General features: G+C 73.7%; 9 protein-coding genes. 1 reads left to right on the top strand and 8 read right to left on the bottom strand.

Going from position 1 to position 13,357, the window contains the following annotated elements:
• From AWZ10_RS40410 to AWZ10_RS40375, 8 genes are all read right to left on the bottom strand, one after another.
• Positions 1–1,117, bottom strand: a 1,117-nt coding sequence (locus AWZ10_RS40410) for an NAD(P)/FAD-dependent oxidoreductase (RefSeq protein WP_060893558.1), incomplete at its 3' end; no start/stop codon positions are given.
• On the bottom strand, positions 1,114–3,252 hold the full coding sequence (locus AWZ10_RS40405) for a molybdopterin oxidoreductase family protein (RefSeq protein WP_060893557.1): 2,139 nt from the start codon (positions 3,250–3,252) through the stop codon (positions 1,114–1,116). The genes AWZ10_RS40410 and AWZ10_RS40405, both read right to left, overlap by 4 nt.
• Positions 3,242–4,621 carry an MFS transporter gene (locus tag AWZ10_RS40400; protein ID WP_046708124.1) on the bottom strand — a complete coding sequence of 460 codons (1,380 nt, stop codon included), beginning with the start codon at positions 4,619–4,621 and terminating at the stop codon, positions 3,242–3,244. Before AWZ10_RS40400 ends, AWZ10_RS40405 begins: the two co-directional genes overlap by 11 nt.
• A 470-nt stretch (positions 4,622–5,091) precedes the next feature.
• Positions 5,092–6,489 carry a nitrosuccinate lyase gene (locus AWZ10_RS40395; RefSeq protein WP_060893556.1) on the bottom strand — a complete coding sequence of 466 codons (1,398 nt, stop codon included), beginning with the start codon at positions 6,487–6,489 and terminating at the stop codon, positions 5,092–5,094.
• A complete protein-coding gene (locus AWZ10_RS40390; RefSeq protein WP_060893555.1) occupies positions 6,486–8,462 on the bottom strand; it encodes an FAD/NAD(P)-binding protein in 1,977 nt (658 codons plus the stop codon). Before AWZ10_RS40390 ends, AWZ10_RS40395 begins: the two co-directional genes overlap by 4 nt.
• Before the next feature lie 153 nt (positions 8,463–8,615).
• Complete coding sequence (locus AWZ10_RS40385) at positions 8,616–10,184, bottom strand: class I adenylate-forming enzyme family protein (RefSeq protein ID WP_046704564.1); 1,569 nt, start codon at positions 10,182–10,184, stop codon at positions 8,616–8,618.
• Positions 10,185–10,289: 105 nt separating this feature from the next.
• Positions 10,290–10,844, bottom strand: a complete 555-nt coding sequence (locus AWZ10_RS40380) for an SRPBCC family protein (protein ID WP_046704563.1) — start codon at positions 10,842–10,844, stop codon at positions 10,290–10,292.
• Between the two features lie 394 nt (positions 10,845–11,238).
• On the bottom strand, positions 11,239–12,216 hold the full coding sequence (locus AWZ10_RS40375; protein ID WP_046704568.1) for an NADPH:quinone reductase: 978 nt from the start codon (positions 12,214–12,216) through the stop codon (positions 11,239–11,241).
• A 177-nt stretch (positions 12,217–12,393) separates the two neighbouring features.
• On the opposite strand from AWZ10_RS40375, the gene AWZ10_RS40370 reads away from it, so the two are divergent.
• Entirely contained in the window at positions 12,394–12,834 is a 441-nt protein-coding gene (locus AWZ10_RS40370) for a GNAT family N-acetyltransferase (protein WP_052769571.1), read from the top strand.
• The last annotated feature ends 523 nt before the right edge of the window (positions 12,835–13,357 follow it).

Below are 13,357 nucleotides of genomic sequence, written 5' to 3'. Positions count from 1 at the left end.
CCAGCACCCGAGTGGTGCCGCAGAGTGCGCAGGCGGCCGGGCCGACGACGACGCCCGTGCGGATCCGGCCGTTGCGCAGCGTCAGGCGGGCATAGCGGCCACGGGCCGCATCCAGCAGGGAGACGGCCGTGTCCGTGTCCCGCTCGGGTGCCTGCGGGGCGAGCGAGACGATGTCCATGCCGCGTACCCGCGGGCGCAGCAGGTGGCGTGCGGGTACGTAGGCGGTGCCCGTGCCGGTGAGGATCCGGGCGAGCGCCTCGGCCTGGTCCCAGGCCTGGATGAGGGTCGTGCCGGTGACGTCCGTGTGCTGGGCGCAGTCCCCCATCGCGTGGATCCGCGGATCGTCGGTGCGCAGATGCGCGTCGACGACGATCCCCTCACGCACCGCGAGATGGCCGGCCCGGGCCAGCGCGGTCTCCGGCCGCGTGCCGGTGCACAGCAGCAGGGTGCCCGCCGCCAGTACCTGTCCGTCGTCCAGGACCAGTTTGCCCGGCGCGTACTCCTCGGCCCGCCGGCCCAGGTGGAGGGTGACGCCCCGGCTCCTGGCCCACTGCGCCAGCACGTGGGAGGCGGGGCCGTCCAGCTGGCGTTGCATCAGCCGGCCGGAGCGCTGGACGAGTGTCACCTCCTTGCCGGCGCGGCGCAGTGCCAGGGCCGATTCGACCCCGAGGACTCCCCCGCCGAGGACGACGACCGGTCCCGGGGGCAGGGGGCGGCTGTCGGCGGCGGTGCGCAGGGTGCGTGCTCCCTCGGCGAGCCGTCCGCGGGCGGTCACCAGGCCGGGGACGTCCGGGATCCGCGGCCGTGCGCCGGTGGCCAGGACGAGGACGTCGTAGGGCAGTTCGCGGCCGTCCTCCAGGTGCACGGTGCGCCGGGCGCGGTCGATGCCGCCGGCCCGTACGCCGGTGAGCGTTCGCACCGTCGCGGGCAGCGCGGGCAGCGTCAGCCGCTCCGCGCTCAGCGTGCCGTCCAGGACCGAGCCGAGCAGGGCCCGGTTGTAGGCGGGCCGGGGTTCGGCGCCGACGACGGTCACCGCGTCCCGGTGGCCGAGCGCGTGCAGGCGGTGGGCCAGGCGGTGGGCGGCGGGGCCGCCGCCGACGATGACGACGCCGCTCATGGCTGCTCCCCGGCCGGTGTGACGCGTACGGCGCTGACCTTGAACTCGGGCATCCGGCTGCGGGGGTCCAGTGCGTCGCCGGTGAGCAGGTTGGCGCGGGCCGCGCCCGGATAGTGGAACGGCACGAAGACGGTGTCCCTGCGCACGGTGGAGGTCAGGCGGACCCTGACCCGGGCGGTGCCGTAGGCGGAGGCGACGTCGGCGAGCTGTCCGTCGGCCAGTCGGTGGTGGCGGGCGGTGTCCGGGTGCATCTCGGCGACCGCCTCCGGTGCCGCGGCGAGAAGGTCGGGGACGCGGCGGGTCTGCGCGCCCGACTGGTAGTGGGCCAGCACTCTGCCGGTCGTCGCGTACAGGGGGAACCGGTCGTCGGGTGTCTGTGCGGGCGGGCGGTGGTCCACGGCTGTGAACCGGGCGCGTCCGTCGGGGTGCGCGAAGCGGTCCAGGAACGGTCTCGGTGTGCCGGGATGGTCCTGGCCGCCGTCGGTGGCGGGGCAGGGCCAGTGCAGTGCTTCGCCGGCGTCCAGGCGTTCGTAGCTGATGCCGGAGTAGTCCGCGCGGCTGCCCGCCGTGGCGCGGCGCAGTTCCTCGAAGACCTCCCGGGGGCGGGTGGAAAAGCGGTGGGCGGGCTGGCCGAGGCGGACGGCGAGTTGGTGGAGGACCTGAAGGTCGGTGCGGGTGCCGGGCGGCGGGCTCAGGTGGGCGCGCCGGCGCAGGACGCGGCCCTCCAGGCTGGTCAGGGTGCCTTCTTCCTCGGCCCACTGGGCGACGGGCAGCACCACGTCGGCGAGCGCGGCCGTCTCCGAGGGCACGAAGTCGGCCACGACCAGCAGGTCCAGGGCGCTCAGCCGGCCGGTGATGCGGGCGGCCCGGGGCGCGGAGACGACCGGGTTGGATCCGAACACCAGCAGTGCCTTCGGCCCGTCGGGGGTGGCCAGGGCGTCGAGCAGTTCGTAGGCGCTGCGGCCGGGCCCGGGCAGGGTGCCGGCGTCCACGCCCCACACGCGGGCCACGTGGGCGCGGTCGGCGGGGTCGGTGAGCGAGCGGTAGCCGGGCAGCTGGTCGGCTTTCTGGCCCATCTCGCGGCCGCCCTGCCCGTTGCCCTGCCCGGTCAGGGTTCCAAAACCGCTGCCTTCGCGGCCGGGCAGGCCCAGCGCGAGCGCCAGGTTGATGAACGCCGCGACGGTGTCGGATCCCTTGCTGTGCTGTTCCGCTCCCCGCCCCGTCAGCAGGTAGGCCCGGCGGGCCGCGGTGAGCATCCGGACCGCCGTGCGCTGGTCGTGGGCGGGTACCCCGGTGACCTGTTCGACGCGCTCGGGCCACCAGGCGACGCAGCTCGCCCAGACCTCCTCGAAGCCGGTGGTGCGGGTTTCGATGTACGGGATGTCGATGAGGTTCTCGGTGACCGCCAGGTGCAGCAGGCCGAGGGCCAGGGCGAGGTCGGTGCCGGGGGCCGGCTGCAGGTGCAGTGCGGCGTGCTGGGCGGTACGGGTGCGGCGGGGGTCGATGACGACGAGGTCGGGGCGGTGCAGGTGGCGCATGAGCGGCGGCATCGTCTCGGCCGGGTTGGCGCCGGCCAGCAGCACCACATCGGCGTCGGCCAGGTCGGTCACCGGGAAGGGCAGGCCGCGGTCGAGGCCGAACGCCTCGCCTGCCGCCGCGGCCGCCGACGACATGCAAAAGCGCCCGTTGTAGTCGATCTGGGCGGTGCCCAGGGCCAGGCGCGCGAACTTGCCGAGGGTGTAGGCCTTCTCGTTGGTCAGCCCGCCGCCGCCGAACACCGCGACGCCGTCGGCGCCATGCTCTGCGCGGATCGCCGTCAGCTTGGCGGCCACCAGGTCGAGGGCGTCGTCCCAGCTCGCGGGGGCGAGTTCACCGTCCTTCCCGCGCACCAGGGGGGTGCGCAGCCGGTCGGGGGCGCCGAGCACGGCGGGTGCCGTCCACCCCTTCTGGCACAGGCCGCCCTGGTTGACGGGGAAGTCGGGCGAGGGCGCCACGGTGACGCCGCCTGCTTCGCCCGAGAGCACCGTGGAGCACTGCAGGGCGCAGTACGGGCAGTGTGTCGTGCTCTGCCGGGGCGCCGCCCGCGTCCTGGGCGGCGGTGTGGTGCGGGCGGGTGCCGGGTGGTCAGCGGACATGGGAGGCCTGCGCTTTCCGGGCGGGGGGCTGTGGGCCGCTGTCGTGGTCGCTGCGCAGGTACACCGCCCGGATCAGGGCCGCGCACAGCCCGTAGTAGAGGAGGAAGGTGTAGAAGGCGGCCTCGCCGCCGCCCAGTTGGCCGTAGGCCGTGCGGAAGGCGAGGTTGATGGCGACGCCGCCGAGCGCGCCGGCCGCGCCGGCGATGCCGATGACCGCGCCGGACAGGCGGCGCGCACGGGCGAAGGCGGCGGCTGCGTCATGGCCGGAGGTGACGGCGGCCTCGGCCTGCCGGGCGAAGACCACCGGGATCATCTTGTACGTGGAGCCGTTGCCGATGCCGCTGACCACGAACAGGGCCGTGAACCCGGTCACGAACAGGGGGAAGGATCCGCTGCGGGTGGCCAGCAGCAGCACGCCGATGCCGGCGGCCATGCCGGCGAACGACCACAGGGTGACCCTCGCTCCGCCCCACCGGTCGGCGATCCGGCCGCCCAGGGGGCGGGCCAGCGAGCCCAGGAGCGGCCCGAGGAAGGTGAAGGAGGCGGCCTGCAGGGGGGTGGAGCCGAACTGGCTCTGCAGGACCAGGCCGAAGGCGAACCCGAAGCCGATGAAGGAGCCGAAGGTGCCGATGTACAGCAGGGATATCCACCAGGTGTGGCTGCTGGCGGCGGCCTCGCGCTGGGCGCCGGGCGGGGTGCGCACCACCGCCACGTTGTCCATGCGCAGTGCGGCCAGCACCGACACCAGCGCGATCAGCGGCAGGTAGCAGGCGGCGACGTAGGCGGGGTGGGTGTCGCCGGCGACGGAGATCACCAGCAGGCCGAGGAGCTGGACGGCGGCGACGCCCAGGTTGCCGCCGCCGGCGTTGACTCCCAGCGCCCAGCCCTGGTGGCGCTGGGGGTAGAAGGCGGTGATGTTGGTCATCGAGGAGGCGAAGTTGCCGCCGCCCGCCCCGGCGCTCGCGCCGATGAGCAGGAACACCCACAGTTCGGTGCCGGGCCGCTGGACGAAGTAGACGGTCAGCAGGGTGGGCACGAGCAGCAGCAGGGAGGCGAACACGGTCCAGTTGCGGCCGCCGAAGCGGGTCACCGCGTAGCTGTAGGGGAGCCTGAGCAGTGCGCCCGCCAGGGTGGGCACCACCACCATCAGGAATTTCTCGTCGGGGGCGAAGTCCAGGCCGATTTTCGGCGACATGAACAGCACGAGCACCGACCACATGCTCCACACGGAGAAGCCGATGTGCTCGGACAGTACCGACAGCACCAGGTTGCGGCGGGCCACGCGTCGCCCGCCGCGCTCCCACTGCTTCTCGTCCTCGGGGTCCCAGTTCTCGATCCACCGCCCTCGGGCGGATGGTGCGCTGGTCATCTTTTCCTCGGCTCTCTTCGGGTCGGGGTGGTGCGGCCCGGTGGGGTCGCACCGGGCCGCGGTGCGGGCAGGGGGTTGGTAGCTGCTTGCCAAGGAGTGCGTAGGAGGTCGGGGTTTCCTCGGTCGTGCGAGGGTCGGTTCTCCGGGCTTGCGGTGTCCTGGGCCGTTCGGGTCGGCGTTGTGTGACCGTGCGGTCCGGGACGCGGGGTACGCCCGTCGGCGTGCGGGGCCCCTGTTTCCGCCGGTGTGACGGTTCAGGGCTTCCCCGTCGCCTCCGGCTGTGTCTGTCGGCCAGGTCGCGCAGGGCCGTGTCCGTCAGCGGCCTCCGGCCGCGGGGGCCTTAGGGGCCCGGACCGCGCACCGGGTGCGTGCCGCCGCCCCGGGGTCGAGTACGCCGGGGAGCGGCTCGCCCAGGACCGTTCGGGGCGCGCGGCTGAACGGGCTCGCCCCCGCTCGGTCCGCAGGAACGGTCAGGGCCGCAGTGCACGGTCCACCAGGGCGGCGGCGGCCCCGGTGTAGCGGGCCGGGTCGCACAGCTGGGCGAGTTCGCCCGTGAGGCGGGCGGGGAGTCCGGGCAGGGCGGCGAGTACCTCCGCCAGCGGCCGGCCGTCGGCCAGGGCCTGCTGCGCGGCCTCGGTCAGCACGGTCTTGGCCCGGTCCTTGCCGAGCTGGGGGGCGAGGTGCGCGGCGACGCGTTCGGAGACGATCCGGCTGCCCGTCATGTCCAGGTTGGCGCGCATCCGTTCGGGGCTGACCTGCAGGCCCTCGGTGAGTTCGACGGCCGTGTGGGCCGCTCCGCCGGTCAGCCGCAGGCATTCGCGCAGCAGCTGCCATTCCGCGTGCCAGGCGCCCGCGGAGCGCTCGTCCTCGGACACCAGGCACTGGGTCAGGGCCGCGGAGAGGGCCGGCACCTGCAGGGCTGCGCTGCGCACCAGGGTGGCCAGCACCGGGTTGCGTTTGTGCGGCATCGCCGAGGAGGCGCCGCGGCCGGCGGGGCCGGGTTCGCTGACCTCGCCGACCTCGGTGCGCACCAGTGACTGCACATCCACGGCGATCTTGCCGAGCGCGCCGGTGGTGAAGGCCAGCGCGGACGCCAGGTCGGCGACGGGTGTGCGCAGGGCGTGCCAGGGCAGTTCCGGCCGGGCGAGCTGTGTCTGGGCGGCGTAGGCGTCGGTGAGGAGGTCCAGGTAGGTGCCCGCATCGGGGGCCGGGCCGTCGCCGACGGCGGCGTACTCCAGGTAGCCGGCCAGGGTGCCGGCCGCCCCGCCCAGGGAGACGGGAAGCCCGCTCTCCTGCACGCGGGCCAGCCGTGTCTCGGCGTGCAGGACCAGTTGCCGCCAGCCCGCCGCCCGCAGGCCGAATGTCGTCGGGACGGCGTGCAGGGCGAGGGTGCGGCTGACCGCGAGGGTGTCCCGGTGCCGGGCGGCCAGCCGGGCCAGTGCCCGGGCCGTCCGCCCGAGGTCGGCGCGGATGATCTTCAGGGCCCGGTCGGCGACCAGCATGGCACCGGTGTCCAGGATGTCCTGGCTGGTGGAGCCCCGGTGCACGTACTCCGCGGCTGCCGGGTCCTTCTCGGCCACCACCGCGGTGAACGCCTGCACCAGGCCGACCACCGGATTGGCCGTCTCGCGGGCGGCGAGTGCGAGGGCGCGCAGGTCGAGCCGGTCGGCGCGGGCCAGCTGGGTGATGGTCTCGGCGGCGTGCGCGGGCAGTGTGCCCAGTGAGGCCTGGGCCCGTGCCAGGGCGGCCTCGGCGTCCAGCATGGCCTGGAGCCAGGCCCGGTCGCAGGTGGCCTCCTCGACGGGGGTGCCGGCCCGGACCGGGGACAGCAGCCCGGCGTCGGTGTCCTCCTCCCGGCCCCGGGTCACACGATCACCCCGGACAGATCGCTGTCGGCCTCCATGGGCCGTACGCCGTCGGGGACCTGGGCGGCCGGCGGCAGGGCGAGGACCGCGCGGGCGATCGCGTCGGAGTCGCCGAGGGTGACGGAGTCGACGCCCGGGCGGATACCGGCGGCGGTCACCCAGTGCACCGACTCGGTGGGAACCCCGTAGGCGAAGCGCCGGGGGTGGGGGCGGCCGCGGCCGTCGAGGAGGCGGTAGGGGCGTTCGGTGACCGCGAGGCCGCCGGTCTCGTACGCCGGGCCGCCGGTGGCCGCGATGCGGTAGGGGGTGGCCTGGTCGGTGTCGAGGAGGTGCTTGAGCAGGGGGTCCTCGGTGCGGCGCAGGTCCGGCTCGGGCAGGCGGGCCTCGATGAGCGCGGTGGCCCGCACCGGCTCGCCCGGTACCGCGGTGGAGCGGGCGCAGTACACCTGGGCGGTGGTGTCGATGCGGACCTGTGTGCCCGGGCCGGTCACGGTCAGCACACCGGCCTCGATCAGCGCGATCATCTCCTCGATCCGGGAGGCGGGCGGGCCGATCGAGAGGAACGCGTTCAGCGGTGTGTACCAGCCCTCCAGGTCGTCGCGGTGCGAACCGCCCTCCAGGCCGCCGTGGTCGACCGCGAGGCGGATCTCGTTGCGCAGGTCGCGCAGCACGTCCAGGGCGGCCTTGAGCGGTCCGCTGACGTTGCCCCGGCGGGATTCGGCGACGTCGGCCCGCAGGTGGTCCAGGAGCCAGCCGGTGAAGTCCTCGCGGCCGGTGAAGACGCGCTCGCCGTAGGGGCGCGACAGACGCTCCCAGTTCCAGCGGTCCTGGCCGGCGATGCGGTAGGTGTCGAGCAGTGCGCTGCGCTCGCCGTCGCTGTCGGCGGCGAGGAACTGTCCGGTGAACTCCTCGCGCTGCTCGGCGCGGCCCTGGCCGCTGAGCAGCGTCGCGTAGTAGACGCTCTCCACCTCGCGGGAGATCAGCGGCCACAGGTCCTCGCCGAAGTTGACGGGCTGTCCGGCGGCGGAACGCTCGCGCAGCATCGCGATGTAGGCGGGGGTGAGGAGCTGGGGGAAGTAGCGGCCGGTGGCGCCCTTCTCGTTCTCGCCGCGCGCGTGGTAGGGCACCCCGCGCCGGGAGAAGGCGAACAGTTTCGGTTCGCTGCCCGAGCGGCGGTAGACCAGGCGGCCGTCCTCGCGGACGAAGCGCCCGCCGCGGCCCAGGGTGAACAGGGCCATGTGGTCGAAGAAGTTCAGGCCGAGGCCGCGCACCAGGACGTGCTGTCCCGGCTGGATGTCGCTGAGATCCAGGTCGGCGGGGTTGGCCGGGGTGATGTAGGTGAGGTGGTGGATGCGCGCCAGGCTCGCGGTGCGTGCCTCGCGCGCCGACAGCCGGGCCGAGACGTGGCCCTGGGCCATCACGATGGCGTCGAGTTCGTTGAGGCGGATGCCGTTCTCCAGCCGGATGCCCTGCGGTCCGCCGGGCACGCCGTGGGTGTCGGCCGCGGCGACGGCGCGCGAGCGGTGTACCCGGATCTCGACGTGGGCGGGCGCGCCCGCGACGATGCGTTCGAAGCAGTCCCGCAGGTAGCGGCCGTAGAAGGCGCGGGTGGGGTAGGAGTCGGGGCCCAGGCGTGCCGCTTCGGCCAGGGTGGTGGCCGAGGTGTCGGCCGGGTCGCCGAGCAGCGCCAGGCTCTGGGCCCACTCGTACAGGCTGGGGCCGGGCTCGATGGGGCCGCCGATGCGGGCGCTGTCGTCGGTGAAGACGGTGATCTGTGAGGCCACGGTGTTCATCAGCAGGTGCTGGGACTGCTCGGTGCGCCACACCGCTCCGGCCCCGGGTGCCGAGGGGTCGATGACGTGGACGGTAACGGCGTGGTGCGAGGGGGTGCTGCGTTCGTTGGCCAGCAGTCGTTCGAGGACCGACAGGCCTCGGGGACCGGCACCGATGACACAGACCTCGAGGGTGCTGCTCATGGGGACAACTCCGTTTCTGGGCAGGGGCGGCCGACGGCCGGCGGCCGGGCAGGGCCGGGCGCCGGCCGCGGACGGGGAAGCGGGATGCCGGGGACCTTGAAAGGGTGCGGGCCGTCGGGGCCCCGGAGGGGCGGGGGGTGGTTCGGGCGGGTGCTAGCCGCCGGTGCCTGCCGCCAGCAGGCGGGCCAGCTCCAGGCGCTTGATCTTGGTGGTGGCGGTCTGCGGGAGGTCTTCGAGACGCCACTGGACCGGATCGGCGAGGGCCGGCAGGTCCACCACGGCGCTCTTCCAGGACAGTTCGTCCAGCGGCGCGTCGTTGCGGGTGCACACCACCGGCACGGCGCGCTGGTCGGGGCCGGGGATGATGATGACCTCGATGAGTTCGGGCAGCCGGGTGAAGAGCTTGTCCTCGATCTCCAGGGTGGACTGCACGCCGGGGATCTCGTCGACCTCGCGGTCCAGCAGGTGCAGGCAGCCGAACCTGGTGCGGTAGCCGACGTCGCCCATGCGCCACCAGCCGTCGTTGACCTGCTGCTGCCAGCGCTGGTGCTCGCCCAGGTAGGTGACGATCCGCCCGTCGCTCCTGACCTCGATGAAGCCGGGGTTGTCCTTGGAGACCGGGGCGCCGTTGCGGCTGACGACGCGTACCCCGGTCATGCCGGGGAACGGGACGCCGACGCAGCGGCCGTTGAAGTCGGCGCCGTCCTTGAGGGAGTAGGTGCGTGCCGCGATCGGGCCGACCTCGCTCTGCCCGTAGGCCTGGGCGAAGCGCCGTCCCTTGCGGCGGGAGGCCTTCAGCAGGGTGTTGACGGTGCGCGGGTGGATGGCGTCGAAGGTGCTGGAGAAGTACTTCACGTTGGCCAGCGGCCCGCGCGGGTCGTCGGCCAGTTCCTCCCAGCGCAGGAAGGTGTTGGGGTGGGCCTCGATGAAGCCGGGCGGGATCTTGGTGAACAGTTCCCCGACGGTCTGCGGGTCGTCGTCCTTGAGGATGATGAGCGGGTGGCCCTGAAGGATCGAGATGGGCATCGCCGTGAACATCCGTGAGTGCACGAACGACACGTGGATCGCGACGGGTTCGCTGCGGCGCACCGTGGTGGCCACGACGGTGGCCTGCGGGCGGTAGCGGGACTGGAAGCTCATGGCGGTGTGCACGGCGAGCTTCGGTGTGCCGGTGGTGCCGGAGGTGTGGGTGATGAGGGTGGGGTGGTCGATCGGCATGGCCACCGCGGGCACGCGTTCGGCGCCGGCCAGCGAGGCGAAGGAGGTGGCCTGCTCGTGCTCGCCGGAGGCGAGCAGCACGGTGCGGGACAGGCCGAAGACCTCGGCGGGCAGGTCGTGTTCGAGCTTGTCCTGGTCGGTGACGAGGAAGGGCCGGCCCACGCGGCGCAGGAGTTCGGCGACCGTGGCGCCGTCGAGCTTGGGGGACAGCAGGACCGGGATGGCGCCGGTGCGGGCGATGGCGCAGGCGAGCAGGGAGATGTCGAAGCCGTCGCTCTTGTGCACCACGACGTGGTCGCCGGGGCGCACCTTGACCGACCACAGCCGGGAGGCGAAGTCGTCCACCAGGTCGGCCAGTTCGGTCAGTGTCGCGCGCCGGCCGAGGCCGGGGGCGATGTCCAGGTCGTGGTCGAGTATCACGAAATTCGCCGGATGCCGGGCCGCCGCTCGGTCGAACAGCGTGCCCAGCCGAATTCCCTTGCTTCCTATTCGTTGGAGAAACATGTAACCGATCTCTCGTCCATGGCTGCGGATTCCTGAAGGGGGGTGCTGCGTTTTCGGATCTGACGGCGTTTACCGGCGGGTGACGACCGCGCCGTGTCGTGCGCGTCAGTTCTTCTCGATGACGTCCTTGATGCGGGCCAGCGTGTCGTCGAGGTCCTGTGCGAGCTTGGCGGTCCAGTCGTCGACGAACCGCTTGCGGGCGTCCTCGTCGAGACCGGCGACGATCTTGTGGATTCCGGCGGTGGCCCTGCCCATCCGGAAGTGGTGGACGAGCCAGGAGGTGCCCTGGCCGGCGTCCTCGACGTCGAAGCCCCAGATCGACTCCTGGTCCTCGCGGGCGTGGGTGAGCATCATCCAGCGGAAGGTCCGGCCGGGGTCGGCGGCCACCACGCGGGACTCGGTGTACCAGGTGCCGCGTACCAGCGGCGCCCAGCCGACCACGTCCTCGCTGCGCAGGTTCTCGCCGCGGAAGACCGAGCCGACGGCCGAGGGCTCGCCCTGGATCCACTGGCCGCCCATGCACTCCGGGCTCCACTCCTTGCTGCGGGCCAGATCGCTGACGACGGAGTAGATCTCGGCCCCACTCGCCGATATACGAATACGGGCGTCGAGTTCGAAGAGGGGGGATTGGTCGATGACGCTTTCACTGGTGACTGTCATGGCGGCAATCCTGCCGATGGCCGAGGAATGTGAGCAATCAAGCGGTCCGGGGTCCGTCAGGTTTCCTACGCGACGTCCGCACGGATTACCTCATGTGACGTCCGGGCGGGTTTCCTCGTGTGACGTCCGGGCGGGTTTCCTCGTGTGACGTCCGGGCGGGTTTCCTCGTGTGACGTCCGGGCGGGCGAAGCCGGCCCGCGGAAATTCCTGTGCGGTGTCCGTGTTCGGCGGGGCCGGGGGGTGAATGCGTCCGCGCGTCGCAGTGGTGCGGGCCCCGTCCGGCGGTTCGCGCGGTCCCGGGGGGGCGCCGCCGCCCGGCGGTCCTCGGCCGCGTACCCCGCAGCACCGGATGGCGCGCGCCCGCGGCAACCGGCCTGGCCGTGCGCCGGGGTCTTCAGCCGCGTACCCGCAGCACCAGTTTGCCGTGCACCTTTCCCTCGTCCAGACGGCGGTGGGCCTGGGCCGCCTGCGCCAGTTCCAGCACCTCGCTGGCGCGCGGGCGCAGCCGGCCCGCCGCCAGCAGCGTGTTGATGCCGCGTGCGGCGTCGGCGAGCTGGGCGGTGTCCGCGTGCGAGATGGCGAACCCGCGCACGGAGCGGTCCATCAGGTACAGCGGTCCCACGGGCAGTACCGGGCGGGTGCGCAGTCCCGCCATCACCACGATCCGGCCCCGGCTCGCCAGCAGGTCCACCGCGGCGTCGAGGTCGTTGCGGCCCGAGGTGTCGAGGTACAGGTCCACGCCGTGCGGTGCGGCGGCCCGGATCCGGGCGGCGACGTCGTCCGTGCGGTAGTCGATGACGTGCTCGGCGCCCAGGGACCGCACGTACGCCTCGTCGCGCCCGGAGGCGACGGCGATCACCCGGGCTCCGGCCCGGGCGGCCATCACGACCAGGGCGCTGCCCACGTTGCCGCCCGCGCCCAGCACCGCGACGCTCTCGCCGGCGCGCAGGTTCCCGTGCGTGAACAGGGCCAGGTGGGCGGTCGCGGCCGGGTGGGCCAGCGCCACCGCGTCGACCGCGTCCACCCCCTCGGGCAGGTGGTAGAGCCGGTCCGCGGGCACCACCGCCTGTTCGGCGGCGGCCCCCTGACGGCCGTCGTGGCCCAGGCTGTTGCACCAGACCGCGTCGCCGGTGCGGAACCCCGTGGCGCCGGGGCCGGCGGCGGCCACCGTCCCCACCAGGTCGCGGCCGATGACGAAGGGGAACTCCAGCGGGGTGCGCCAGGCACCCGAACGCACGAAGGTGTCCACGTGGTTGACGGCGCTCACCTCGACGTCGACGAGCACGTCGTGGGGGCCGGGGGCGGGCGGCGGCAGCTCGCCGTGACGGATGACGTCTGGGGAGCCGAGTCGGGTTATGTAGGCGGCACGCATGGTCGTGGAGTCTGGCACCGCCCCGGCGCCGTGGCGGGGGTGAGCCGCCATCGCGGGGCACGGTCCGTCAGGTCGGCGCGGAGGTGTGTCAACTCGGTCCGCCGGTACGTCAATTCGGGCTGCCGGTGTGTCAACTCGGGCCCGCCCGGGGGGCCTGGCGCACCTACGCTGTGCGGCGTGTCACTCACCTGGACCGATGTGCTGCCGGGCGACCGGCGGATGACCCTGCACGTGAGGCCGTTGATACAGGCCCTGCGGCCCGCGCTGGGCGATGCCGCGTTCGACCGGTTCGCGGCCGAGGCCCACGGGCAGGGGCTCGTGTTCACCGCCGCCTACGACGAGCGGGGCCGGTGCGCGGCGGTGGCCACGCACCGGGTGCTGGCCACCAGCCGGGGCCGGGTGCTCTTCGTCGACGACCTCGTCACCGACCCGGCCCTGCGCTCCGGCGGCGTCGGGGCCCGTCTGCTCTCCCATCTCGCCGAACGGGCCGAGTCCTCCGGCTGCCGCCGCATCGAGCTCGACTCCGGCGTCACCAACCAGGCGGCCCACCGCTTCTACCACGCCCGCCGCATGACGATCTCCGCCCTGCACTTCGCACGGGACGTCACCGGTCCGTGAGTGCCGGCCCGGCCGGCCCGGAACCGCCCGGCACGTGCCGGAGTACTTGTGCCGCCCGGGCATGTGCCGGAGCACTCCCGCTCCCGCCGCCCGGCGGGCGGCCCGGACGGCCAGCCGGCTGGCTGGCTGGCTGGCTGGCTGGCTGGCTGTTGCGCCGTCCCCCTGCCCGGCCGCCGTACGCGGCGGGTGATCTGCGACGGGCACCCGAAGCGGTGGCGGCGGTGAGGTGAACGCCGGTCCGCTCGCGGCCCCTTGGCCGATCCTCGGCCGTCCCTGCCGAGGGTGGGCCCGGCGTGCCCCGCCGGCCCGGGTGGCACGAGCAGCCTCGTGGCCTGTGCCGGGGACCGCGAACTGACCGCCGAGCGCATCCGGTCCGCCCTGCGGGAGGGCGCTGTCGCCCTCCCGCAGGGCGGTAGAGGGGCGCCTCGCGGCCCTGCTCGCGCATCTGCACACCGTCGCGGACACCCCGCACGGGCCGTGCACCGCGAGGAAGGCCCGGCCCTGGACCGGCCGCGCCCGGCCC

The sequence above is a fragment of the Streptomyces europaeiscabiei genome (assembly GCF_001550375.1).
GTDB classification, from domain to species: domain Bacteria; phylum Actinomycetota; class Actinomycetes; order Streptomycetales; family Streptomycetaceae; genus Streptomyces; species Streptomyces europaeiscabiei.
Note: the sequence above shows the minus strand (reverse complement) of the source record. Positions and strands in the feature narration are given on the sequence as shown.

What these genes read in the sequence shown, in the direction of transcription:
- AWZ10_RS40375 (WP_046704568.1), bottom strand. Translation starts at nt 12,216, where the DNA reads ATGCGTGCCGCCTACATAACCCGACTCGGCTCCCCAGACGTCATCCGT.
- AWZ10_RS40390 (WP_060893555.1), bottom strand. Translation starts at nt 8,462, where the DNA reads ATGAGCAGCACCCTCGAGGTCTGTGTCATCGGTGCCGGTCCCCGAGGC.
- AWZ10_RS40385 (WP_046704564.1), bottom strand. Translation starts at nt 10,184, where the DNA reads ATGTTTCTCCAACGAATAGGAAGCAAGGGAATTCGGCTGGGCACGCTG.
- AWZ10_RS40380 (WP_046704563.1), bottom strand. Translation starts at nt 10,844, where the DNA reads ATGACAGTCACCAGTGAAAGCGTCATCGACCAATCCCCCCTCTTCGAA.
- AWZ10_RS40405 (WP_060893557.1), bottom strand. Translation starts at nt 3,252, where the DNA reads ATGTCCGCTGACCACCCGGCACCCGCCCGCACCACACCGCCGCCCAGG.
- AWZ10_RS40400 (WP_046708124.1), bottom strand. Translation starts at nt 4,621, where the DNA reads ATGACCAGCGCACCATCCGCCCGAGGGCGGTGGATCGAGAACTGGGAC.